This is a genomic window from Pseudomonas sp. CJQ_9 (assembly GCF_043106615.1).
Taxonomy (GTDB): Bacteria; Pseudomonadota; Gammaproteobacteria; order Pseudomonadales; family Pseudomonadaceae; genus Aquipseudomonas; species Aquipseudomonas juntendi.
Genome location: NZ_JBICMS010000026.1, coordinates 21,729 through 46,527 on the forward strand (window position 1 = coordinate 21,729; position 24,799 = coordinate 46,527).

The window sequence follows — 24,799 nt, forward strand, 5'->3', positions numbered from 1 at the left end:
TGGCCGCGACCGGCTCCCACGACATCGAGGCTTTCCAACTGCTCGTGCCCCACGATCGAGTGTTCGCCATGCACGAGATCGTAGGCCGGCAGCCACCTAAATCAGGACCGGATTACATTGATCAAGTGCCATTGGTGCCCTTCCTCAGCACCTCTATCATCGGTCCTTTGCTCGGCTGTGCGGAGGGAGCACATGAAGCCTTCGTCGCAACGCTCAATGAATCCCTAGCCAGCGATTCAAGGGTAGCTGAGCAGGTCGCTCACTCAGCTGCGCAATTGCAAAGCGCCGGGCTTCTGTATAGCTCATTGATCTCACGATTGCATGACGCTGGCACTCATGATCGCGTCCTTAATGCTTTGCAACTTCTGGATTTACGCCGCGATCGTGCCTATCTGGCGATGCAGTGCGTGAAAGCTGTGCAGCGCCTAGTGAGGTGGCTTGGCGCATCTTCCCTGTCGGCTGGACATCCATTTCAGCGGCACTGGTACGACATCCAGGCTATCGCTGCACATCGTGATTTGGCTTGGAGTGATGCGATGCTGGCTAGCGGAGAAGCCATCTTGCGACGCAGCACTCCAAGCCAAACATGACCTTAATTCAATCTCGTTTCTTAAAGAGGATTACATGTTTATTCGCAGAATATCTGAAGTGGAACAGACACCTTACTTCGTAGAGTGGGGTGCCGGTACTAGTCATCGGCTAATCACTGAACGTGACGCCATGGGCTTTACCATCTGTCACACAGTGGTTCGTGCCGGCACCGAGTCGCTTTTGCATTATCGGAACCACTTGGAGGCATGCTACTGCATTGGTGGACAAGGTGAGGTTGAAGATATGCAAGGTAATGTCTATCCCATATATCCCGGGGACGTTTATGTACTGGACCAACATGATCGACATTACCTGCGAGGCGGTGATCAGCAGGATTTGATACTGGTCAGTGTGTTCAATCCTCCACTGCGCGGTGACGAGAAACACAACCTCAACGATCGCTCGGGCTCGGCCTACTGAGGGACGGTCAGGTCTGTATTCCCGCTTTTCTTGAGGAGCCGAGCATGCGCAAGGATTACCTTGCTTTCTTCATTTCGCTATTTCTTTCGCGCCTAGCGGACCAGGTTCTGTTATTCATTGTGCCGCTGGTAGTGTTCCAGGTAACCAACAGCGTCGCCTGGGCAGGGCTGGCATTCTTCGTCGAGTCACTCCCGCGTTTTCTCGCGTTTCCAATATGCGGCGCACTCTGCGATAAATTCTCACCCATCAGAATCCTGCACATCAGCCAAATCTACCGAGCCTTGCTTTGTGTACTGGCAGTGGGGCTCCATGCCTTCTTCGGAGGTTTGGCTTGGCTGGTGGTACTGTCGGCGTTATGTGGGGTGCTGACCACCCAGGGCGTCATGGCCCGCGAGGTGGTAATGCCGCATATCTTCAAGCACTACAGCTATACCAGAACACTTGCCTATTCGCAGATCGCAGATCAGACCGGCCTGGTACTTGGGCCGCTACTGGCGGCCGCGTTGCTGCAGATGATGGCGTGGGACTGGGTAGCGCTATGGATCGCTGGGCTGTTCCTGCTGGCCGATCTGAGCCTGCGGATATGGCAGCGGGCCAGCCAGGTAACGCTGCCGCTATTCGAGCAGCAGGGGAACATCTGGTTTCGACCCGTGCGCATCGCCTTCGCGCACATTGGTGAGCAGCCCGAACTCAAGAAGGTCATAACCTTGGCTATCGGCGTCAATCTGGTCGTCGGGGTCACTCTGGCCACCTCAGCGGCCATGGTGCTTGGTGAGCATGGCGCAGACGATGACGCTTACGCAGGCCTGCAAGCGATCGGCGCGGTGATCACGATCTTGATCTTGTTCGTGCTCGCCCGGGTGTCGATGCCGCTTCGAATAATGGGCAGTGTGGGCTATTCGATGATCATCGTCGGTGGCTTAATCAGTGCCATGAGTTCCAACCTTGCAGGTTATGCGCTGGGTTTTTTGCTAATTGTCGGCTTTGACAAAATGTTCAATGTCTATATGCGCAATGTTCGTCAGCGTGTCATTCCGGCGCAGGATTTCGGTAAGACGGTGGGGGTGATCACGTTGCTCAACAACCTGTCACAACCGTTGGCAGGTTTGCTGGTCGCATCGCTGGCGGCCTCGGTGGGTGCTGATGGTGTGATTTTGATGCTTGCAGTGCTGAGCGCCATGATCGGGGCGGCAGCCATGTGGTGTTTTGCAACACAACCCAGCCCCATACCAAGGAACTAGAAATCTCCACACTGCGAGCAATTGTTGGCAAACACCCCGGGACCAAGAATTCCCGGCACACCGGGAAAATTTCCCGGGCACAACAAAAAAACCAAAGGTAGCCGACATGACCCGATCCCCACGTCGTCCCGCGTTCGCCGTGAGCCTGGTGCTCAGCGCCATGTTGCTGGCCGGCGCTGCCCACGCCGCCGTCAGCACTGAAGACATCCTCCAGGACCCGAAGAACCCCCAGCAGATCGTGACCAATGGCCTGGGCGTGCAGGGCCAGCGTTACAGCCCGCTGGACATGCTCAACACCAACAACGTGAAGGAACTGCGCCCGGTCTGGGCGTTTTCCTTCGGCGGTGAGAAGCAGCGCGGCCAACAGGCGCAGCCGCTGATCAAGGATGGGGTGATGTACCTGACCGGCTCCTACTCGCGGGTATTCGCCGTGGACGCGCGCACCGGCAAGAAACTGTGGCAGTACGATGCGCGCCTGCCCGATGACATCCGCCCATGCTGCGACGTGATCAACCGGGGCGTGGCGTTGTACGGCAACCTGGTGTTCTTCGGCACCCTCGACGCCAAGCTGGTGGCGCTGAACAAGGACACCGGCAAGGTGGTGTGGAGCAAGAAGGTGGCCGACCACAAGGAAGGCTATTCGATCAGCGCCGCGCCAATGATCGTCAACGGCAAGCTGATTACCGGCGTGGCTGGCGGCGAGTTCGGTGTGGTGGGCAAGATCCAGGCCTACAACCCGGAAAACGGTGAGCTGCTGTGGATGCGTCCTACCGTGGAAGGCCACATGGGGTATGTGTACAAGGACGGCAAGGCCATCGAAAACGGTATTTCCGGTGGCGAAGCCGGCAAGACCTGGCCGGGCGACCTGTGGAAGACCGGCGGTGCAGCGCCGTGGCTGGGCGGCTACTACGACCCGGAAACCAACCTGATCCTGTTCGGCACTGGCAACCCGGCGCCGTGGAACTCCCACCTGCGCCCAGGGGACAACCTGTATTCCTCATCGCGCCTGGCACTGAACCCGGACGATGGCACGATCAAATGGCATTTCCAGAGCACGCCACACGACGGTTGGGACTTTGACGGCGTCAACGAGCTGATCTCGTTCAACTACAAGGACGGCGGCAAAGAGGTCAAGGCCGCCGCCACTGCCGACCGCAACGGCTTCTTCTACGTGCTGGACCGCACCAACGGCAAGTTCATCCGCGGCTTCCCCTTCGTCGACAAAATCACCTGGGCCACTGGCCTGGACAAGAACGGCCGGCCGATCTACAACGAGGCCAGCCGCCCGGGGGCACCGGGTAGCGAAGCCAAGGGCAGCTCGGTGTTCGTTGCCCCGGCGTTCCTCGGTGCGAAAAACTGGATGCCGATGGCCTATAACCAGGACACCGGTCTGTTCTACGTGCCCTCCAACGAGTGGGGCATGGACATCTGGAACGAGGGCATTGCCTACAAGAAAGGGGCGGCGTTCCTGGGCGCCGGCTTCACCATCAAGCCGCTCAACGAAGATTACATCGGTGTGCTACGTGCCATCGACCCGGTCAGCGGCAAGGAAGTGTGGCGCCACAAGAACTATGCACCGCTGTGGGGTGGGGTACTGACCACCAAGGGCAACCTGGTGTTCACCGGTACCCCGGAAGGCTTCCTGCAGGCGTTCAACGCCAAGACCGGCGACAAGGTCTGGGAGTTCCAGACCGGCTCTGGCGTGCTCGGTTCGCCGGTGACCTGGGAAATGGACGGCGAGCAGTACGTGTCGGTGGTGTCCGGCTGGGGCGGCGCGGTGCCGCTGTGGGGCGGCGAAGTGGCCAAGCGGGTCAAGGACTTCAACCAGGGCGGCATGCTCTGGACCTTCAAGTTGCCCAAGCAGTTGCAGCAGACCGCCAGCGCCAAACCTTGACCCCTACTACCAAATGACGAGAGCCCCGCTGCCAACGATGCATTCGCCTGGCAGGCGGGGCTTCTTACCATCGGCATATCGCCTGTCGTGGGACAGGCATTGACCTGCAGAGGCTCAGCATGATCTACGCACAACCCGGAACCCCAGGCGCCGTCGTCTCCTTCAAGCCGCGCTATGGCAACTTCATCAATGGCGAGTTCGTGGCGCCTTTGGCTGGCCAGTACTTCACCAACAGCTCGCCGGTCAACGGCCAACCGATTGCCGAATTCCCACGCTCTACCGCGCAGGATATCGAGCGCGCACTGGACGCTGCACATGCCGCGGCTGACGCGTGGGGCAAGACCTCGGTGCAGGAGCGTGCCCGGGCACTGCTGAAAATCGCCGACCGAATCGAGCAGAACCTCGAAGTGCTGGCGGTTACCGAAAGCTGGGACAACGGCAAGGCCGTACGCGAAACCCTGAATGCCGACGTGCCGCTGGCGGCGGATCACTTCCGTTATTTTGCCGGCTGCATTCGTGCCCAGGAAGGTGGCGCGGCGGAAATCAACGAGACCACCGTGGCGTATCACCTGCACGAACCGCTGGGTGTGGTCGGGCAGATCATCCCGTGGAACTTCCCGTTGCTGATGGCCGCCTGGAAACTCGCCCCGGCGTTGGCGGCGGGTAACTGCGTGGTGCTGAAACCGGCCGAGCAGACGCCGCTGTCGATCACCATTTTTGCCGAGCTGATCGCCGACCTGCTGCCGGCCGGGGTGCTGAACATCGTCCAGGGCTATGGCCGTGAGGCTGGAGAGGCGCTGGCCACCAGCAAGCGTATTGCCAAGATCGCCTTCACCGGGTCCACCCCGGTGGGCTCGCACATCATGAAGTGCGCGGCCGAGAACATCATCCCGTCGACTGTCGAACTGGGTGGCAAGTCGCCGAACATCTTCTTTGAAGACATCATGCAGGCGGAGCCGGCGTTCATCGAGAAAGCCGCCGAGGGCCTGGTCTTGGCGTTCTTCAACCAGGGCGAGGTGTGCACCTGCCCGTCGCGCGCGCTGATCCAGGAGTCGATCTACGAACCGTTCATGGCCGAGGTGATGAAGAAGATCGCCAAGATCAGCCGTGGTAACCCGCTGGACACCGAAACCATGGTCGGCGCTCAGGCGTCGGAGCAGCAGTACGACAAGATCCTCTCGTACCTGCAGATTGCTCGGGAGGAGGGTGCCGAATTGCTCACTGGCGGTGCTGCCGAGCGCCTGCAGGGTGATCTGGCCAGCGGCTATTACATTCAGCCGACCCTGCTCAAGGGCCACAACCAGATGCGCGTGTTCCAGGAAGAGATCTTCGGCCCGGTGGTGGGGGTGACCACCTTCAAGGACGAAGCCGAGGCCCTGGCGATCGCCAACGACAGCGAGTTCGGCCTGGGTGCCGGCCTGTGGACCCGCGACATCAACCGCGCCTACCGCATGGGCCGCGGCATCAAGGCCGGGCGGGTGTGGACCAACTGCTACCACCTTTACCCCGCGCATGCGGCATTCGGTGGCTACAAGAAGTCGGGTGTGGGCCGCGAGACGCACAAGATGATGCTCGACCATTACCAGCAGACCAAGAACCTGCTGGTGAGCTACGACATCAACCCGTTGGGCTTCTTCTGACCCCCTGATGAACCTGCGCGGTTGGAGCAGCGGCTTTGTGTCGCGGCCCGGCTGCGCAGCCACCCTCATTGCTGTAGCGGTGCAACGAATGCCGGGCCGCCTCCCCAGGCGCCCTGGCTGGCCTGACGGCAATGTGGGGCAACCCCGTTGCTACCAATGCACCCGGCAAACTCGTTCCAAAGTAGCATTCGCCCGCACCACCGCCCATGCATTAATGCCTCTACCGGAATCGCCCGGCACAAGAAGAGGACATGCCCCATGTGGACCAAACCCGCCTACACCGACCTGCGCATTGGCTTTGAAGTGACGATGTACTTCGCCAATCGCTGACGTCTACCGGCCACCGTCAAGGTGGCCGGATCCCCACGCCCGGTGCCTGACGTGAAACTGATCGACCGCCAGCAGACACTGGCCCTGGCCAAGGGCTTGCGGCTACGCTGGGACCCGTTGCAGGCATGCCATGTGCTGCTGTACCCGGGGGGCGTCATCGAGCTCAACGCCAGCGCTGGCTGGGTGCTGGAGTTGCTGGACGGCCAGCGCAGTACGGCAGCGATCATCGACCAGCTGGCACAGCGTTTTCCCGAGGTTCCCGGCCTTGGCGAGGACGTACTGGCGTTCCTGGAGGTGGCCCGCGCCAAGGCGTGGATCGAATGATGCCTGTGCCGCTTTGGTCTGGTTGCTTTCGCCGCGGGATGCTTTACGCTGGCGGTTATCTTCCAGAACAATAAGAACAGGCTTTACGATGAGCCAGAGTTTCAGCCCCCTTCGCAAGTTCGTTTCGCCTGAAATCATCTTTGGTGCCGGCTGCCGCCACAATGTGGCCAACTACGCCAAGACCTTTGGTGCGCGCAAGGTCCTGGTGGTCAGCGACCCTGGGGTGATTGCCGCTGGCTGGGTGGCCGACGTCGAGGCCAGCCTGCAGGCGCAGGGTATCGACTATTGCCTGTACACGGCCGTCTCGCCCAACCCCCGGGTCGAGGAGGTGATGCTCGGCGCCGAGATCTACCGGCAGAATCACTGCGATGTGATCGTCGCGGTCGGTGGTGGCAGCCCGATGGATTGCGGCAAGGCCATTGGTATCGTGGTCGCCCACGGGCGCAGCATCCTCGAGTTCGAGGGCGTGGACATGATTCGCGTGCCCAGCCCGCCGTTGATCCTGATCCCAACCACCGCCGGTACCTCGGCCGACGTGTCGCAGTTCGTGATCATCTCCAACCAGCAGGAGCGCATGAAGTTCTCCATCGTCAGCAAGGCGGTGGTGCCCGACGTGTCGCTGATCGACCCGCAAACCACGTTGAGCATGGACCCGTTCCTGTCGGCCTGTACCGGCATCGATGCGCTGGTGCATGCCATCGAGGCGTTCGTGTCTACCGGTCATGGCCCGCTGACCGACCCCCATGCGCTGGAAGCCATGCGCCTGATCAACGGCAACCTGGTAGAAATGATCGCCAACCCCGGCGACATCGCCCTGCGCGAGAAGATCATGCTTGGCAGCATGCAGGCGGGGCTGGCGTTCTCCAACGCGATCCTGGGCGCGGTGCATGCCATGTCGCACAGCCTCGGCGGTTTCCTCGACCTGCCTCATGGCCTGTGCAATGCGGTGCTGGTCGAGCACGTGGTGGCGTTCAACTACAGTTCGGCGCCCGAGCGTTTCAAGGTCATTGCCGAGGTCTTCGGCATCGACTGCCGCGGCCTCAACCACCGGCAGATCTGCGGCCGCCTGGTGGAACACCTGATTGCCCTGAAGCACGCCATCGGCTTCCATGAAACCTTGGGCCTGCACGGGGTGCGCACGGCCGATATTCCGTTCCTGTCGCAACATGCGATGGATGACCCGTGCATCCTCACCAACCCGCGCGCGTCGAGCCAGCGAGATGTCGAGGTGGTCTATGGCGAGGCCCTCTGACGAGCAGCAGCGCGCGCTGGCAGGGCTGTTGGGCCTGGGCGACCACTCGGCGCGCAAAAGCCATTACCCGGAATTGTCTGCCCGGCTGGATGAACTGGAAGCTGAGCGCAACCGTTACAAATGGCTGTTCGAGAACGCCGTACACGGCATTTTCCAGGCCAGCCTGCAGGACGGCATGCGTGCTGCCAACCCGGCACTGGCCCGCATGCTCGGCTATGACGACCCACAGCAAGTGCTGTTTTCCCTGACCGACCTGGCGACCCACCTGTTCGATGGCGGTGCGCAAGAGCTACAGGCGATTACCGCGATTCTCGCCAGGGAGCACAGCCTGCATGGCTATGAAACCCGGCTGCGGCGCAAGGATGGCAGCCACCTCGATGTGCTGATGAACTTGCTGCTCAAGCCCGGTCACGAAGGCCTGGTTGAAGGGTTCGTGGCCGATATCACCGAGCGCAAGCAGGCCCAGCAGCGCCTGCAACAGCTCAATGATGAACTGGAGCAACGGGTTGCTGCACGTACCGATGAGCTGATCGAGGCGCGCGATGCTGCCCAAGCCGCCAACCGCAGCAAGGACAAGTACCTGGCCGCTGCCAGCCATGACCTGCTGCAACCGCTGAACGCCGCGCGCCTGTTGATCTCCACCTTGCGTGAGCGGCCGCTGGCAGACGCCGAACATGTGCTGGTGGAGCGTACCCACCAGGCGCTGGAGGGCGCCGAAGACCTGCTGACCGATTTGCTGGATATCTCGCGGCTCGACCAGGCTGCGGTCAGGCCCGATGTGGCGGTTTATCGCCTGGACGAGCTGTTTGCGCCTTTGATTTCAGAATTCCGCTCGGTGGCCGATGCCGCGGGCCTGAAATTTCACGCCAGGGTTGCCGATTATGCCGTCAGCACGGATCTGCGCTTGCTGACGCGCATTCTGCGCAACTTCCTCAGCAACGCCTGCCGCTACACCGACGAGGGTCGGGTTCTGTTGGGCGCGAGGCGCCGCGGCGAACACTTGCGCCTGGAGGTATGGGACAGCGGGCGCGGCATTGCCCAGGACCGTTTGCAAGCCATATTCCTGGAGTTCAACCAACTGGACGTTGGCCGCGCGGCGGACCGCAAGGGGGTAGGCCTGGGGTTGGCCATCGTCGAGCGGATCGCCAAGATTCTCGGCTACCGAATCGAAGTGCGTTCGTGGCCTGGGCGTGGGTCGGTGTTCAGCATCGAGGTGCCGCTTGGCCAGGCGCTGCCGCCGCCCCTGCAGCCCGCGCTGCCCCCGCCCACTGCCGGCAACCCGCTGCCGGGCCGTCGCCTGCTCGTGCTGGACAACGAAGTGAGCATTCTCGAAAGCATGGGCGCGTTGCTGGGGCAGTGGGGCTGCGAGGTGGTTACCGCCACCGACCAGCAGGGTGCCTTGCAGGCGCTTGAAGGCCGCGCTCCGGAGCTGATCCTGGCTGACTTTCATCTGGATCACGGCGTGGTGGGGTGTGAGGTGGTGCGGCAGTTGCGCGAACATTTCGCCACCGCCATACCGGCGGTCATCATCACTGCCGACCGCAGTGACCAGTGCCGGCGCTCGTTGCGCAAGCTTGGCGCACCGTTGCTGAACAAACCGGTGAAACCAGGCAAGTTGCGTGCGGTATTGAGCCAGTTGCTTGGCTGAGGGGCGTGAAGCGTATTGGGGGCGGCACGGCCCGTTGAGGGTGCGGGCTCATCCGCGGAGAGGCCGGACCTGCTGGCGGGATTTCCCGGCCATTCGCCGTTGCAGCCGCCACCGCATTCGCGGGTAAACCCGCTCCTACACTGGTCGGTGATGACTACATATCTGCGGATCGATACCGCCCGTTGTAGGAGCGGGTTCACCCGCGAAGAGGCCGGGCCTGCTGGCGGGATTTCCTGGCCATTCGCCGTTGCAGCCGCCACCGCATTCGCGGTAAACCCGCTCCTACGCTGGTTGCTGATGACTACATATCTGCGGATCGATACCGCCCGTTGTAGGGGCGGGCTCATCCGCGAAGAGGCCGGGCATGCTGGCGGGATTTCCTGGCCACTCGCCGTTGCAGCCGCCGCCGCATTCGCTGGTTGTTGATGGCTACGTAATGCGGATAGGCACCGCCCGTTGTAGGAGCGGGTTCACCCGCGAAGAGGCCGGGCCTGCTGGCGAAATTCCTGACCATTCACCGTTGCAGCCGCCACCGCATTCGCGGGTAAATCCGCTCCTACGCTGGTCTGTGGTGACTGCGTGTCCGCGGACCGACGAGCCTTTTGTGGGGGCAACCGCAATGAGGGCGGGGCTGCTGGCTAGTTTTTCAGCCATACGGCGGCGCCGGCAGCTCGGCCAGCAAGGTTTTCAGGCCTTCGCCCCACTGCCGGCGGATCTGCTGGTAATAGGCATCGTCGCTGGCGATGCGGATGGGCTGCGATGCCTCCAGTGCATCGGCACGGTACACCAGCAAATCCAGGGGCATGCCCACCGACAGGTTGCTGCGGATGGTGGAGTCGAACGAGATCAGGCCACAGCGCAACGCCTCATCCAGCGGGGTGCGATAGTCAAGGTTGCGGTCGAGTATGGGCCGCCCGTATTTGCTTTCCCCCAACTGCAGGAAAGGCGTGTCGCGCGTGGCCTGGAAAAAGTTGCCCTGGGCATAGACGTTGTAGATCGCCATCGGCCCGCCCGCAATCTGGCCACCGACGATGAACGAGCTGCTCAGGTCGATACCGGCAGTCAGCTTGCTGCGGTCGCGGCACACCACTTCGCGCAGGGTATCGGCCACCAGCACCGTGGCATCATAGAGCGTGGCGACATTCAGCAGGTGCGGGCCGCTGCCCTGGCTGCGCTGCTGCAGCAGGTTGACCACTGACTGCGAGGTTGCCAGGTTGCCCGCCGTCTGCAGCACGATCAGGCGCTCACCCGGTACGCTGAAGACGAACAACTTGGCAAAGGTGGAGATCTGGTCGATACCGGCATTGGTGCGTGAGTCGCTGATGAAAACCAGCCCGTCTTGCAGGTGCATGGCGACACAGTAAGTCATGCAAGTTCCCTTGTGTGGCAGAGGTAGTGGCCTTGCTGCAGGCGCGCAGCAAGGCTGGCTTGAGGGCCAGGCGTCACTGGCGATGCACGTGGACGCTGGCTTGCATGGACTCGGTGCCACCCCCACGGCGCACGCCCCTGACCGGGCAGGCATCGAGGTAGTCCAGGCCCACGGCCAGCTTCAGGTGCCGCTCGGGCCGGGTCAGGCGGTTGGTGATGTCGAAGCTGTACCAGGCGTCGTCGACCCAGGCTTCGGCCCATGCATGGCTGGCCAGGTGCTGTTCATCCTCGGTGCACAGGTAGCCGGAAACATAGCGGGCCGGTACCCCCAGGCTACGGGCGCAGGCCAGGAAGGCATGGGTATGGTCTTGGCACACGCCCGCACCGGCATTGAACGCTTCGCTGGCCGTAGTGCCGACGCAGGTCGACCCTGGGCTGTAGGGCATGCGCTCGGCCAGCCCCTGCATCAGGTCGATCAATGCGGCGCGGTCACGGTGCGTGCCGCATTGCTGGGCGGCGAAGGCCACCAGCGCATCGTCGGCCAGGGTCAGGTGGCTGCCGCGCAAGAACGGCAGGGGTGACTGGCAGGCTGCCTCCTGTTCGCAGCCCGGGTCGATCTCGACCTGGCCGCTGGCAGTGAGGGCCAGATGCCCATGGGGTTTGTCCAGCGTCAGCACATGCAGGATGTTGCCATACGGGTCGATCTGGCCCTTCACCTTGCAAGGCAGGTCCAGTTGCCATTCGACGATGCGCTGGCGTTCGCTGCTGCGCGGGGTCAGGCGCAGGAACTGAATGCTGTTGGACACATCGCTGGCGTAGCTGTAGGTGGTGTCGTGGCGGATGGACAGTTTCATACAACCTCCAGGTAGGAGTGATGGACCGCCTGGCCCAGTTGGTTGACGCGGCCGATGAAATCGCTGAGCCAGGGATGCAGCCCGGCGTCGAGGATTTCGTCGATGGCGGTGTAGCGCAGCCGCGCGTTGAGTTCCGCAGCCAGCCGCTGGGCCGCTCGCCCGGTACTGCCAGGCAGGCCGGCCAGGATCTGGTCCAACTCCTCGATACAGGCATGCAGCGAGCGCGGCACGTCGACGCGCAGCAACAGCAATTCTGACACCGGCCGGGCACTGGGCGCGGCGCGGTAGATTTCATTGAAGGCTTCGTAGGAGGTCAGGGCGCGCAGCAAGGCGCTCCACTGGTAAAACCCCCGGGCCGAGTCGTCGCTGACCTCGTCGGAGGCCTCGCCGAACATTTCATAGCGCGCATCGAGCAGGCGCAGGGTGTTGTCGGCCCGTTCCAGGAAGGTGCCCAGGCGAATGAAGCTGTAGGCATCGTTGCGCATGATGGTACCGGAGGTGGCGCCGCGGAACAGGTGCGAGCGCTCCTTGACCCAGTCACAGAACTGGCTGATGCCGTAGCGGCCCAGCCCGTTGCTGGCAATGTTGCGCATTTCGATCCAGGTGGCGTTGATGTTCTCCCACATGTCGGCCGTTATCCGCCCGCGCACTGCATGGGCGTTGGTCCTGGCCGCCTGCAGGCAGCAGTAGATGCTGCCGGGGTTGGTGGCATCAAGGGCGAAGAAGTGCAGCATGCGCTCGGTGTCGAGCTCGGCGTGGCGACGGATGTAGTCGTCGAGCGTGCCCGAGGCCAACAGTGACATGGCCAGTTCGGCATGGCCGTCGCTGCGCCCCGCCTGCGGCATCAGTGACAGCGAGTAGCTGACCTCGAGCATGCGCGCCAGGTTTTCCGCACGTTCCAGGTAGCGGGACATCCAGTACAGATCGGAAGCAGTTCGCGAAAGCATGGTTCAGTCCTCCACCACCCAGGTGTCTTTGGTGCCGCCGCCTTGCGACGAGTTGACCACCAGCGAGCCTTCCTTCAGCGCCACGCGGGTCAGGCCGCCTGGCACCAGGCGGGTTTCGCCGCCCGACAGTACGAACGGGCGCAGGTCGATATGCCGCGGCGCGATGCCGCTGTCGACAAAGGTCGGGCAGGTGGACAGGCACAAGGTCGGTTGCGCGATATAGGCATGTGGGCGCGCTTTGATGCGGGCGCGGAAGTCCTCGATCTGCGCGGCAGTGGCGGCGGGCCCGACCAGCATGCCGTAGCCGCCGGAGCCCTGGGTTTCCTTGACCACCAGCTCGGGCAGGTTGGCCAGTACATGGGACAGGTCGGCCGGCTTGCGGCATTGCCAGGTCGGTACGTTGTTGAGGATCGGCTCCTCGCTTAGGTAAAAGCGGATCATGTCGGCGACATAAGGGTAGATCGACTTGTCGTCGGCTACGCCGGTGCCCACCGCGTTGGCCAGCACTACGTTGCCGGCGCGGTACACCGAAATCAGCCCGGGCACGCCCAGCATCGAGTCGGGGTTGAATGAGAGGGGGTCGAGGTAGTCGTCGTCCAGCCTGCGGTAAATCACATCGACCCGTTGCGGGCCGGCGGTCGTGCGCATGTACACATGCTCGTCGCGCACGAACAGATCGGCGCCTTCGACCAGCTCGATGCCCATTTCGCGGGCGAGGAAGGCATGCTCGAAATAGGCACTGTTGAAGCGTCCTGGGGTAAGCAGCACAGCAGTGGGGTTATCCAGCGGGCTGGCGCTTTTGAGCGTGTCCAGCAGCAGGTTGGGGTAGTGGTCGATGGGCGCGATGCGCTGGGCGGCGAACAGCTCGGGGAACAGGCGCATCATCATCTTGCGGTCTTCGAGCATGTAGCTGACACCACTGGGGGTGCGCAGGTTGTCTTCCAGCACGAAATAGCTGCCATCGCCATCGCGCACCAGGTCCACGCCGGCGATGTGCGCATACAGGCCCCGGTGCAGGTCCAGGCCCTGCATGGCGATCTGATAACCCTCGTTGGCCAGGACCTGCTCTGGCGGGATGATCCCGGCCTTGAGGATGCGCTGGTCATGGTAGATGTCTTCCAGGAACAGGTTCAGGGCCTGCACGCGCTGGATACAGCCGCGCTCGACCGTACGCCACTCGCTGGCGCGGATGCTGCGCGGGATGATATCGAAGGGGATCAGCCGCTCGGTGTCCTGTTTGTCGCCATACAAGGTAAAGGTGATACCGGCGCGGTGGAACAGCAGGTCGGCCTCGCGCCGGCGCTGCTCCAGCAGCTCCAGCGGGGTGTTCGCCAGCCAGCGGGCGAACTCCTGGTAGTGCGGGCGGCAGCTGCCGTTCGCGTCGTACATTTCATTGAAAAAAGCCCGGGACATACCCACTCCTTGCCGCCGTTACCGGCAGCTTCATTGCCGTTCATCTGCGTCTTTCAGGGTGCTGCCTTGCTGGTAAGTGGGGGTGTCGTCAGCCTCGGTCGCGTTGGGTTGCGGGTGCATTCCGTTCACCAACCAGCATTGCAATGAAAGTGCCGAAAACCCGGTGCAGTGCCGGGCAGGCCAGGGAATGGGCGGTGGGCAGCGGTTTTGCTGGGCGGCGCCTGATCCAGGCGGGGTGAGGTGGCGGCCGGCTGACCGGCCGGCGTGCATCAAAACAGGGCGCCTGGTGTGCAGCCGCGTTTTTTGAACCGCGTTGGTGCGTACCGCCATGCCGGCCAGGCCAAGCAGGCGGTTCAATACCCTCAACCCGCGTTGGCGGTCAGCTCCTGGCGAACGATGGCAGCCCCGGCGCTCAACGCCTTGAGCTTGCCGCTGGCGACCGCGCGCGGCAGTGGGGCCATGCCGCAGTTGGTGCAGGGGTAGAGCTTGTCGGCGTCGACGAACTGCAACGCCTTGCGCAGGGTGTCGGCCACGGCTTCGGGCGTTTCGATGGCAGGGTTGGCGACATCGATGGCACCGACCATGACCTTCTTGCCCCGAATCAGCTCAAGCAGTTCCATCGGCACATGGGCGTTGTGGCACTCCAGCGAAATGATATCGATGCTCGACTGCTGCAACGTCGGGAACACCTGCTCATATTGCCGCCATTGCGCCCCCAGGGTCTGTTTCCAATCGGTGTTGGCCTTGATCCCGTAGCCATAGCAGATGTGTACCGCCGTTTCGCACTTGAGCCCTTGAACGGCGCGCTCCAGGGCGGCCACGCCCCAGTCGTTGACCTCATCGAAGAACACATTGAACGCCGGTTCGTCGAACTGGATGATATCGACGCCCGCCGCTTCCAGTTCCAGGGCTTCCTGGTTGAGTAGCTTGGCAAATTCCCAGGCCAGTTTTTCCCGGCTTCTGTAATGGCTGTCATACAGCGTGTCGATCATGGTCATGGGGCCCGGCAGCGCCCACTTTATTGGCTGGGCAGTTTGCTGACGGAGGTACCTGGCCTCTTCGACGAATACCGGTGCCTGTCGCGCGACAGCACCCACCACCGAGGGCACGCTGGCGTCATAGCGATCGCGAATGCGCACGGTCTGGCGTTGCTGGAAATCGACCCCGCTCAGGTGTTCGATGAACGTAGTCACGAAATGTTGGCGGGTCTGTTCGCCGTCACTGACGATATCGATGCCCGCGTGCTGCTGTTCCTGCAAGGCCAGGCGCAAGGCGTCCTGTTTGCCTTCGGCCAGCTGCGCGCCCTGCAACTTCCAGGGTGACCAGAGTGTTTCAGGCTCCGCCAGCCAGGAAGGCTTGGGCAAACTGCCGGCAGTGGAGGTGGGAAGTAGCGTGTTCATCAGCGGTTACCTTGTGCGTTGAGGTGATCAGCCGGCGTATTGAGCGGACCATTGCTCCAGGGTTGCCTGGTACGGTTTGACGAAGCGCTCCTCGGCAAACCTGCCTTGTTCGAGCGCCAGGCGGCTGCGCTCTTCGCGGTCGTAGACAATGCGTGTAAGCGAATAGTCCTGGTGCTGGAGGCTCGGTTGGTAGGCCATTGCGGCTGCCGCATTGGCGTTGTAGATCTCGGGGCGGTAGATCTTCTGAAAGGTTTCCATGGTGCTGATGGTGCTGATCAGCTCCAGGTTGCTGTAGTCGGCCAACAGGTCACCGGCAAAGTAGAAGGCCAATGGCGCCACACTGCCGGGCGGCATGAAGTAGCGCACCTTGAGCCCCATCCTGCTGAAGTATTCGTCGGTCAGCGAGTGGTCGTTCTGGTGATACTCGACGCCCAACACCGGGTGCTGGTTTTCAGTGCGGTGGTAAACCCTGCTGCTCGACACACTCAGGCAGATGACCGGCGGCTTGTCGAAGTGCGCCTTGTAGGTGGCCGAGTTGATGAAGCACTTGAACAGCTTGCCATGCAGTTCGCCAAAGTTGTCCGGCGTGCTGAAGCTTGGCCGACCCTTGTTGTGTTCCAGCAACAAGACACTGAAGTCGTAGTCCCGCACGTACGAGGAAAAGTTGTTACCGACCATGCCGTCGATACGGCGGTTGGTGGTGTGGTCGACGATATGGGTCTGCAACAGCTCGATCAGCGGCAGGCCGCTGCTGCGCTGTTCACTGTGCAGGTGCAGTTCTACCGAAATGATATCCAGCTCTACGCTGTAACGGTCTGCACAATCATTGTCCCAGTGGGCCAGGGCGTTGAAGCGGTTGTCGATCATCTGCAGGGTGTTGCGCAGGTTTTCCTGGCGGTTTTTTCCCCGCGCCAGGTTGGCGAAATTGGTGGTGATGCGAGTGTTTTCGCCGGGCTGGTAGTGTTCGTCGAAAGCGATGCGCTGCACAGTGAATTGCGGTGCGTAAGCCATGTTGTGCGGTGTCCTGATGCCTGGCTAGCGCCGTTGGGTAGTGCAAGCAGGCAACTATTGCCGTGGCGCGAGCGACGTGATGTCCGTGTTCAGGCCGTATTCTAGGCAGGGTCTTGCATGAATGATATTGAAGATAAATCACTAATGATTTAGCAGCCCTCATGATAGTGGGGTGTCGAGCGTAGGCAACGGCTGGGAAATACTGTGCTTGCGGTCGAGCGCGGGCGGTTTGCCGCTGTGATCTTGCTCGCAATTTTCCAGACTAAAGGTACGGAATTTTCAAGTTGGCATGAATATCCCATGTCAGTCAGGAGTCCAGTCTCCACCTACTGCACTACCTCCATCACCTCCACGGAAGAACAAGAAAGGGGGCTAACATGAGTTGTCTGATTTGCGCAGGGCATGCGGAATCCGTCGAATGCAACCTTGGATGGGAGGAGCGGCGCTGTTCCCAATGCGGGTGTTACCGAATGTCCCAGTCGCTCATCCTGGCGATGATGGATGAGGGGCAGATATTCGACACCGAGCGCATGCGCGAGTGGCTGGTCGAGCAGCGCGGGCAGGTGCCTGTGCCCGACATCGACCATAACCACGCCATACTGCGCTAACGGCCTGCAGCGGTGTAGCGCCACAGGCCATCGTCGTGCCTGGGTCAGTGCGCGCTGGCCACGCTCTGTGGTTGCCAGCCGCCCCCCAGCGCTTTGTAGATCGACACGATACCGCGGTACAGCTCGACCTCGCCCTGCGCCTGCGCATCTTCGGCGCTCAGCCGTTCGCGTTCGGCATCGAGCAGCACCAGGTAGTCCACGGTACCCTCGCGGTAGCGAATCGAGGCCAGCTGCGCCGCCTTGCGGCTGGCTTCGCTCTGGCGCATCAACGACAGCAGCCGTTGTTGGGTCTTGGCGTAGTCGCTGAAGGCGTTGGCCGACTCTTCCAGTGCCAGCAACACCTGCTGCTCGTAATTGGCCATGGCGCCTTCGGCGTCGGCCTTGGCCCCGCGCAGGCGGGCCCGTACGCTGCCCAAGTCGAACGCCGCCCAGGTGATGCTGGGGCCCAAGGCCCAGGCGTTGGCTGCCGACGAGCCGAGCTGCGATCCGCGCGCGGCGGTAAAGCCCAGGAAGCCGCTGAGGCTGACCCGCGGGAACAGGTCGGCGGTGGCGACGCCGACGTTGGCCGTGGCGGCGGCCAGTTGGCGTTCGGCGCTGCGAATGTCCGGGCGGCGGCGCAACAGTTCACCGGGGTCGCCCACCGGCAGCGCCTTGGCGATGGCCGGCAGCGCCTTGGGCGACAAGTCAACGCTGAGGGCGTCGGGGCGCTGGCCGAGGAGGGTGGCGATACGGTGCCGCGCCCGGGCCTGTTCGGCCTGCAGTTGCGGCACCGTCGCTTCGACCCCGGCCAGGCGGGCATCGGCGCGCACCACGTCGAGGTCGTTGCCGACCCCGGCGTCGCGCAGGGTTTCGGTGATGCTACGCGATTGCTGCTGGGTCTTGAGGTTGGCCAGGGCAATCTTCTCGCGCAGCTGTGCACCGCGCAATTGCCCATAGGCATCGACCAGTTCGGCGATCAGGCTGACCTGCAACTGCTGCAGGTCCGCGGCAGCGGCCGCTTCCTGCGCTTCACTGGCTTCGATCTGGCGCTGGATGCGGCCGAACAGGTCCAGCTCCCAGGCCATGTCCAGGCCAAGGTCATAGCGTTCGCTGTTCACCCGTTGCTCGGTCTGGCCAGGAACCTGGCCTTTGCCGATATCGCTGCTGGCACGGCTGGTGACCACCGGGAACGGGTCGTTCTCGGCGTCTTCACGGATCGAGCGGGCCGACTTCAGGCGGGCAAAGGCCACGCGCAGATCCCGGTTGCCGGTCAACGAAGCCTGCACCAGCTGGTTCAGTACCGGGTCGTCGAACTGCTTCCACCACAAGCTTTCAAAGTGGCTGCGGTCATAGGCGTTGGCTTGCGCATCAGCGCCCAGCTGGGCAGGTGCGGTGGCGGGGGCCTGGTAGTCCGGGCCGACCGCGCAGGCGGCCAGGGCCAGGGCCAGCAGGCTTGGCGTCAGGGGTTTGAGCAGGTTCATGCGTTGTTCTCCAGCACTTGCACGCGGTCGGCCTTGCGGGCCTGGCGACGCTCGACGAAACGGCGGATCAGGAAGAAGAACACCGGGGTGAGGAACAAGCCGAATACGGTCACGCCGATCATCCCGGAGAACACCGCCACACCCATGGCATGGCGCATTTCCGAGCCTGCACCCGAGCTGAAGACCAGCGGCACCACACCCATGATGAAGGCGATGGAGGTCATCAGGATCGGCCGCAGGCGCAGGCGGCACGCTTCGAGCACGGCAGCCAGCGGGTCGAGGCCCTTGGCCTGTTCGTCCTTGGCGAACTCGACGATCAGGATCGCGTTCTTGCACGCCAGGCCCACCAGTACGATCAGGCCGATCTGGGTGAAGATGTTGTTGTCGCCACCCGATACGATCACACCGGTGATCGCCGACAGCAGGGTCATCGGCACGATCAGGATCACTGCCAGCGGCAGGCTCCAGCTTTCGTACTGGGCAGCCAGTACCAGGAAGGCCAGCAGCACGCACAGCGGGAACACGAACAGCGCGGTATTGCCCGACAGGATCTGCTGATAGGTCAGGTCGGTCCACTCGAAGGTCATGCCGTTGGGCAGTTCCGCTTTCAGCAGTTTTTCGATGGCCGCCTCGGCCTGGCCGGAGCTGTAGCCGGGCGCTGCGGCACCGTTGATTTCAGCGGTGATGAAACCGTTGTAGTGCATCACACGGTCCGGCCCGGAGGTATCGCTGACCTTGAGGAAGGTCGCCAACGGTATCATCTCCCCCAGGTTGTTGCGCACCTTCAATTGGCCGATTTGCTCGGCATCGAGGCGGAACTGCTGCTCAGCCTGGACGTTGACCTGGTAAGTGCGGCCGAAGCGGTTGAAGTCGTTGGTGTACAGCGAGCCCAGGTAGACCTGCAGGGTGTCAAAGATGTCGTTGATCGCCACGCCGTGGGTCTTGGCCTTTTCCCGGTCGATGGCGGCATCGACCTGCGGCACGTTGACCTGGTAGCTGGTGAACAGGCCCGCCAGCTCCGGCACCTCGTGGCTTTTGGCGATGATGTTCTGGGTTTCCTTGTACAGGGCTTCATAGCCCAGGTTGCCGCGGTCTTCGATCTGCAGGCGGAAGCCGCCGATGGTGCCCAGGCCTTGTACGGGCGGTGGCGGGAAGATCGCGATGTAGGCGTCCTGGATGTCGGCGAACTGCGCATTGAGCGCGGCAGCGATGGCGGCAGCCGACTGGCTTGGGTCCTTGCGCTCGTCAAACGGCTTGAGTGGGGTGAACACGATGCCGCTGTTCGGGCTGTTGGTGAAACCATTGATCGACAGGCCAGGGAAGGCGACCGAGTCGGCCACGCCAGGTTGCTTGAGGGCGATTTCGCTCATGCGCTTGATCACCGCCTCGGTGCGGTCGAGGCTGGCGGCGTCGGGCAACTGGGCGAAGGCCACCAGGTATTGCTTGTCCTGGGCCGGTACGAAGCCGGTGGGGGTAGACGAGAAACCCAGGTAGGTCAGGCCCATCAGGCCGGCGTACACGAACAGGGCGATGCCGCTGGAGCGAATGACCCGGCGCACGCCGCCCACATAGCGGTGCGAGGCACGATCGAAAAAGCGGTTGAACGGGGCGAACAGCCAGCTGCCCAGGAGTTTTTCCAGCAACCGCGAGAAACGGTCCTTGGGCGCATGGTGTTCCTTGAGCAGCACGGCAGCCAACGCCGGTGACAGGGTCAGCGAGTTGAATGCCGAGATCACCGTGGAAATGGCGATGGTCAGCGCGAACTGCTTGTAGAACTGCCCGGTCAGGCCAGAAATGAAGGCAGCAGGCACGAACACCGCACACAGGACCAAGGCGGTGGCGATGATCGGGCCGGTCACTTCGGCCATGGCCTTCTGCGTCGCCTCCAGGGGTTTGAGGCCCAACCCGATATTACGCTCGACGTTTTCCACCACCACGATGGCGTCGTCCACCACGATACCGATGGCCAGCACCAGGCCGAACAATGACAGCGCGTTGAGCGAGAAGCCGAACAGGTGCATGACCGCAAAGGTGCCGATCAGCGATACCGGTACTGCCAGCAACGGGATGATCGAGGCGCGCCAGGTTTGCAGGAACAGGATGACCACCAGCACCACCAGCACCAGCGCTTCGAACAGGGTGTGCACCACCGCCTCGATGGAGCCACGCACGAACACGGTCGGGTCATAGACGATGCTGTAGTCCATGCCTTCGGGGAAGTCCTTCTTCAGTTCGGCCATTTTTGCCCGTACTTCGTCGGAGATCTCGATGGCGTTCGAGCCTGGGCGCTGGAAGATCGGCAGTGCCACTGCCGGCTGGTTGTTCAGCAACGAGCGCAGGGCATATTGGCTGGAGCCGAGCTCGACCCGGGCGATGTCTTTCAGCCGGGTGATTTCGCCGTCGGCGCCGGCGCGGATGATGATGTTCTCGAACTCTTCCTCGTTGACCAGGCGGCCCTGGGTGTTGATCGACAGCTGGAAGCTGGTCGAACCCGGGGCGGGCGGGGCGCCCAACTGGCCGGCGGCGACCTGGCGGTTCTGTTCACGAATGGCCGCGACCACGTCACTGGCGGTGAGGTTGCGCGAGGCGGTTTTATTCGGGTCGAGCCAGACGCGCAGCGAGTAGTCGCCCATGCCGAACAGCTGCACATCACCCACGCCGCCAAGGCGTGCCAACTCGTCCTTGATATTGAGGATGGCATAGTTGGAGAGGTAGAGCATGTCGTAGCGGTTGTCCGGCGAGGTCAGGTGCACGACCATGGTCAGGTCGGGCGAGGCCTTGTCAACGGTGATACCGATGCGGGTCACTTCTTCGGGCAGTTTGGGCTGGGTGCGGGTGACGCGGTTCTGCACCTGCACCTGGGCGTTGTCCAGGTCGGTGCCCAGGGCGAAGGTGATGGTGAGCGTCAGTTTGCCGTCAGCGGTGGACTGGGAAGACATGTACAGCATGTTCTCCACACCGGTAATGGCTTGCTCCAGCGGCGCAGCCACGGTTTCGCCGATGACTTTCGGGTTAGCGCCCGGGAAGTTGGCGCGTACCACCACGGTTGGCGGCACCACCTCGGGGTATTCGCTGATGGGTAACTGGAACAGCGAGATCGAGCCGGCAATCAGCAGCACCAGCGACAGCACGGCGGCGAAGATCGGCCGGGTTATGAAGAATTTGGAGAAGTTCATCGGTCTGGTCCCTTAACCGCGTGGCGCCTGGGCGCTGGCGTTTTTCACGTTGTTGCCCGCCACTTTGGGCGCCGGGTTGCTGGCCTCCAGGGCCTGGCGCTGCTGGGCGAGGGCGGCGAGGGTCTGCTCGCTGGCCATCTGGGTTTCCTGCGGCGTCACCGGCGAACCCGGGCGTACGCGCTGCAGGCCCTTGACCACGATGCGGTCGTCCTTGCCCAAGCCGCTGCGCACGATGCGCAGGCCTTCGAGTTTCGGCCCCAGTTCCACGGCGCGGTAGGCGGCCTTGTTGTCCTTGTCCATGACCAGCACGAACTTCTTGCCAAGGTCGGTGCCCACGGCCTCGTCGTTGATCAGTACCGCGTCGTACTGGGCACTGCCCACCAGCTTCAGCCGGGCATACAGGCCGGGGGTGAACTGGCCGTCGCGGTTGTCGAACACGGCGCGGCCACGGATGGTGCCCGTGCGCGGGTTGACTTGGTTGTCGACGAAGTTCATCTGGCCCAGGTGAGGGGTGCCGGTTTCATTGGTCAGGCCGAGATATACCGGGGTGCTCTGGCCGCGTTGGCCCTCGCGCGCCAGCTGGGTGTACTTGAGGTACACGCGCTCGTCGGCGTCGAAGTAGGCGTAGACCTTGTCGGTGGAGACCACGCTGGTCAGCGGGGTCACGTCGGCGCTGACGATGTTGCCGGCCGTGAACGCGGCGCGGCTGACCCGGCCGCTGATCGGCGCGGTAACCCGGGTAAAGCTGAGGTTCAGGCGGGCGAGGTCCAGTTGTGCCTGGATGGCGTCGACCCCGGCCCGGGCTTCGGCGGCGGCGCTGCTGCGCGATTCGGCCAGCTCCGCGGAAATGGCGTTGCTGTCGCGCAGGCGCTCACCACGGCGGGCTTCATTGGCGCTGCGGATGGCGGTGGCCTTGGCCTGTTGCAACTGCGCTTCGAGGCGGCGGACTTCTGCCTGGAACGGACGCGGATCGATCTGGAACAGCAGGTCGCCTTTCTTGACCTGGGCGCCCTCGGTGAAGGCGACCTGGTCGATCTGGCCGGACACCCGCGGGCGCACCTCGACGGTTTCCGGGGCTTCGAGACGCCCGGTGAACTCGTCCCATTCATTGATCGGTTGCTCGATCACCTTGGCCACGGTGACCTTCGGCGCGGCGGGAGCCTGCACGGCGTCGGGGGTTCGGCCGCAAGCGCTGATCACCACCACAGCCAAGGCCGCAAGGGGAAAGCGCAAGGGTTTAAGTGATTGTTCCATGGAGAACTCCGCCAATGTATTAGTGATGGGCGGAGTGTGAGTGTCTTGCGCGAGAGGCACGAATCGAACGGGCCGAAATCTATTATCACGCTGAATGATAGGTCGGGATCAGCGTGTGGTGAATCGGGGGTGCGGGCCTGCACCCGAAGCCGGTGCCAAGGCCCGCTGCCACGGGCTTAGCGTTGGCTGCCGCCAGCGCCGCCTGCGTCGGCACCACCGGTCCCTTCGGACCCTGTACCGTCCATGCCTGGCAAGTCACGATTGTCGTTCTGCTGGGCGGGCGGGCTGTCCGGGTCATTGCCCTTGATGCGCGGGTCGGTATCCCGCGGCATGGGTTTTTCGATCGGGTTGAGGGTGCTGTCCACGCCGGGCTGCGGGGCGTTGTTGTGCGGGTCGTCGGGGTAGGTCGGGCCAGTGCCGGCGGCAAGCGCCAGTGGCGAGGCGAGCAGGGCAATCAGCAGCACGCTTGAGCGGTTCATGGCAGTCTCCGTTGCGTCGGGTGGGGCTTACTCCCTTTTGGCCCCACCCGTGACGCTAACGTGCCATTGTTACGCTCATCGTTCCGATCAGCGGTTACACCACCAGCGACAACAACATGATGAAGATGATGCCGACGATGGAAAGAATCGTCTCCATCATGCTCCAGGTCTTGAAGGTTTCAGCCACGGTCATGTTGAAGTACTGCTTCACCAGCCAGAAGCCGGCGTCGTTCACATGCGACAGGATCAGCGACCCGGCGCCGGTGGCCAGCACCAGCAACTCACGGTTCACGCCCGGCACCAGGTCGATCACCGGTGCCACGATACCCGCGCCGGTGATGGTCGCGACGGTGGCCGAACCGGTGGCGATACGGATCACCGCCGCCACCAGCCAGGCCAGCAGGATCGGCGAAATTTCCGCTTGCACGGCCATTTGCCCGATCACGTTGCCCACCCCGGTGTCCACCAGCATTTGCTTGAAACCACCGCCGGCACCGACGATCAGCACGATCGCAGCGGTTGGCGCCAGGCTCTGGTCGAGCATTTTCATGATTTGCTGGCGGTTGAAACCGCGGGCCGAGCCAAAGGTGTAGAAGGCCAGCAGCAAGGCAGCGAGCAGGGCGGTGATCGGGTGGCCGATCAGGTCCATCCACTGGCGCACGATGTGCTCGGCAGGCAGCACCACGTCGGCGAAGGTTTTCAGCAGCATCAAGGCCACCGGCAGCAGCACGGTGATCAGGGTGATGCTGAAGCTCGGCAGGTTGCCCTGGTCGGACTCCTTGGCGATCTGGTCCATCAGCTCCTGCGACGGGTTGCCGGGAATGTAGCGGGAGATGAAGTTACCGAACAGCGGCCCGGCGATGATGGCGGTAGGCAGCGCCACGATCAGGCCGTAGAAAATGGTCTTGCCGATGTCGGCGTGGAAGATGCCGATTGCCAGCAACGGGCCCGGGTGCGGCGGTACCAGGCCGTGCACGACCGACAGGCCCGCCAGCAATGGAATGCCGATTTTCACCAGCGAAACCCCGGAGCGCCGGGCCACGATGAACACCAGTGGAATCAGCAGCACGAAGCCGATTTCGAAGAACAGCGGAATGCCCACCAGGAAAGCGGCGAACATCATGGCCCAGTGCACGTTCTTCTTGCCGAAGGCGCGGATGAGGGTTTGCGCGATCTGGTCGGCACCGCCGGAGTCGGCCATCAGTTTGCCAAGCATGGTGCCCAGGGCTAGCACGATGCCGACAAAGCCCAGTACACCGCCAAAGCCGTCCTGGAACGACTTCATCACCTTGGCCACCGGCATGCCGGAGGTCAGGCCCAAAAAGCCAGCCGCCAGGGTGAGGGCGACGAAGGGGTGAACCTTGAAGTGGGTGATCAGCAGGATCAGCCCGACGATCGTCACGAGCGCGTCGAGCAACAGGAAGGTATCAGTAGCCAGTCCGAACATGGTTTTAAGGCCTCGGTCTTATCGTTGTTTTGGGCGTAGCGT

At 62.7% G+C, this 24,799-nt stretch carries 21 protein-coding genes; 10 read left to right on the forward strand and 11 right to left on the reverse strand.

Going from position 1 to position 24,799, the window contains the following annotated elements; genetic code table 11:
* Positions 1-68: 68 nt before the first annotated feature.
* From ACF8SD_RS04230 to ACF8SD_RS04270, 9 genes are all read left to right on the forward strand, one after another.
* Entirely contained in the window at positions 69-590 is a 522-nt protein-coding gene (locus ACF8SD_RS04230; RefSeq protein WP_274410370.1) for a hypothetical protein, read from the forward strand.
* Positions 591-624: 34 nt separating this feature from the next.
* Positions 625-1,011: an ectoine synthase gene (locus tag ACF8SD_RS04235; RefSeq protein WP_274410369.1), complete on the forward strand. Its 387-nt coding sequence runs from the start codon at positions 625-627 to the stop codon at positions 1,009-1,011.
* A 44-nt stretch (positions 1,012-1,055) separates the two neighbouring features.
* A complete protein-coding gene (locus ACF8SD_RS04240) occupies positions 1,056-2,252 on the forward strand; it encodes an MFS transporter (RefSeq protein ID WP_274410368.1) in 1,197 nt (398 codons plus the stop codon).
* 106 nt (positions 2,253-2,358) lie between these two features.
* Positions 2,359-4,146, forward strand: a complete 1,788-nt coding sequence (pedH, locus tag ACF8SD_RS04245) for a PQQ-dependent alcohol dehydrogenase PedH (protein WP_173889374.1) — start codon at positions 2,359-2,361, stop codon at positions 4,144-4,146.
* Positions 4,147-4,265: 119 nt separating this feature from the next.
* Positions 4,266-5,786 (forward strand): aldehyde dehydrogenase family protein, encoded by a 1,521-nt coding sequence (locus tag ACF8SD_RS04250; protein ID WP_173889372.1) that lies wholly within the window; start codon positions 4,266-4,268, stop codon positions 5,784-5,786.
* A 258-nt stretch (positions 5,787-6,044) separates the two neighbouring features.
* On the forward strand, positions 6,045-6,116 hold the full coding sequence (gene pqqA, locus ACF8SD_RS04255; RefSeq protein ID WP_003243383.1) for a pyrroloquinoline quinone precursor peptide PqqA: 72 nt from the start codon (positions 6,045-6,047) through the stop codon (positions 6,114-6,116).
* 51 nt (positions 6,117-6,167) lie between these two features.
* Positions 6,168-6,440, forward strand: coding sequence for a pyrroloquinoline quinone biosynthesis peptide chaperone PqqD (gene pqqD, locus ACF8SD_RS04260; protein WP_173889370.1), 273 nt, complete (start codon positions 6,168-6,170; stop codon positions 6,438-6,440).
* A gap of 88 nt (positions 6,441-6,528) precedes the next feature.
* The gene (ercA, locus tag ACF8SD_RS04265) at positions 6,529-7,692 is read left to right on the forward strand and encodes an alcohol dehydrogenase-like regulatory protein ErcA (protein ID WP_009682320.1); all 1,164 of its coding nucleotides are present in this window, start codon (positions 6,529-6,531) and stop codon (positions 7,690-7,692) included.
* Entirely contained in the window at positions 7,676-9,340 is a 1,665-nt protein-coding gene (locus ACF8SD_RS04270) for a NahK/ErcS family hybrid sensor histidine kinase/response regulator (RefSeq protein WP_392483922.1), read from the forward strand. The genes ercA and ACF8SD_RS04270 overlap by 17 nt, the downstream gene beginning before the upstream one ends.
* A gap of 646 nt (positions 9,341-9,986) precedes the next feature.
* Here ACF8SD_RS04270 and ACF8SD_RS04275 read toward each other — a convergent pair.
* From ACF8SD_RS04275 to ACF8SD_RS04300, 6 genes are all read right to left on the reverse strand, one after another.
* Positions 9,987-10,709, reverse strand: coding sequence for a peptidase (locus tag ACF8SD_RS04275; protein WP_392483923.1), 723 nt, complete (start codon positions 10,707-10,709; stop codon positions 9,987-9,989).
* A gap of 73 nt (positions 10,710-10,782) precedes the next feature.
* Complete coding sequence (locus ACF8SD_RS04280; RefSeq protein WP_173889365.1) at positions 10,783-11,562, reverse strand: transglutaminase family protein; 780 nt, start codon at positions 11,560-11,562, stop codon at positions 10,783-10,785.
* Positions 11,559-12,509 (reverse strand): alpha-E domain-containing protein, encoded by a 951-nt coding sequence (locus ACF8SD_RS04285; protein ID WP_173889363.1) that lies wholly within the window; start codon positions 12,507-12,509, stop codon positions 11,559-11,561. The genes ACF8SD_RS04280 and ACF8SD_RS04285 overlap by 4 nt, the downstream gene beginning before the upstream one ends.
* Positions 12,510-12,512: 3 nt before the next feature.
* The gene (locus tag ACF8SD_RS04290; protein WP_173889361.1) at positions 12,513-13,922 is read right to left on the reverse strand and encodes a circularly permuted type 2 ATP-grasp protein; all 1,410 of its coding nucleotides are present in this window, start codon (positions 13,920-13,922) and stop codon (positions 12,513-12,515) included.
* A gap of 362 nt (positions 13,923-14,284) precedes the next feature.
* Positions 14,285-15,322: a methionine synthase gene (locus tag ACF8SD_RS04295; RefSeq protein WP_392483924.1), complete on the reverse strand. Its 1,038-nt coding sequence runs from the start codon at positions 15,320-15,322 to the stop codon at positions 14,285-14,287.
* 27 nt (positions 15,323-15,349) lie between these two features.
* A complete protein-coding gene (locus ACF8SD_RS04300; RefSeq protein ID WP_173889357.1) occupies positions 15,350-16,333 on the reverse strand; it encodes a DUF1852 domain-containing protein in 984 nt (327 codons plus the stop codon).
* 470 nt (positions 16,334-16,803) lie between these two features.
* On the opposite strand from ACF8SD_RS04300, the gene ACF8SD_RS04305 reads away from it, so the two are divergent.
* On the forward strand, positions 16,804-16,941 hold the full coding sequence (locus tag ACF8SD_RS04305; protein WP_173889355.1) for a hypothetical protein: 138 nt from the start codon (positions 16,804-16,806) through the stop codon (positions 16,939-16,941).
* A gap of 44 nt (positions 16,942-16,985) precedes the next feature.
* On the opposite strand, the gene ACF8SD_RS04310 is transcribed toward ACF8SD_RS04305, so the two are convergent.
* The 5 genes from ACF8SD_RS04310 to ACF8SD_RS04330 all read right to left on the reverse strand — a co-directional run bounded on the left by ACF8SD_RS04310 (position 16,986) and on the right by ACF8SD_RS04330 (position 24,757).
* Positions 16,986-18,401, reverse strand: a complete 1,416-nt coding sequence (locus tag ACF8SD_RS04310) for an efflux transporter outer membrane subunit (RefSeq protein WP_392483926.1) — start codon at positions 18,399-18,401, stop codon at positions 16,986-16,988.
* A complete protein-coding gene (locus ACF8SD_RS04315) occupies positions 18,398-21,577 on the reverse strand; it encodes an efflux RND transporter permease subunit (RefSeq protein ID WP_392483927.1) in 3,180 nt (1,059 codons plus the stop codon). The genes ACF8SD_RS04310 and ACF8SD_RS04315 overlap by 4 nt, the downstream gene beginning before the upstream one ends.
* A 12-nt stretch (positions 21,578-21,589) precedes the next feature.
* On the reverse strand, positions 21,590-22,831 hold the full coding sequence (gene mexE / locus ACF8SD_RS04320) for a multidrug efflux RND transporter periplasmic adaptor subunit MexE (protein ID WP_173889349.1): 1,242 nt from the start codon (positions 22,829-22,831) through the stop codon (positions 21,590-21,592).
* A 176-nt stretch (positions 22,832-23,007) separates the two neighbouring features.
* Positions 23,008-23,310, reverse strand: a complete 303-nt coding sequence (locus ACF8SD_RS04325; protein WP_054905445.1) for a hypothetical protein — start codon at positions 23,308-23,310, stop codon at positions 23,008-23,010.
* 94 nt (positions 23,311-23,404) lie between these two features.
* A complete protein-coding gene (locus ACF8SD_RS04330) occupies positions 23,405-24,757 on the reverse strand; it encodes a GntP family permease (RefSeq protein WP_054905444.1) in 1,353 nt (450 codons plus the stop codon).
* Between the last annotated feature and the right edge of the window lie 42 nt (positions 24,758-24,799).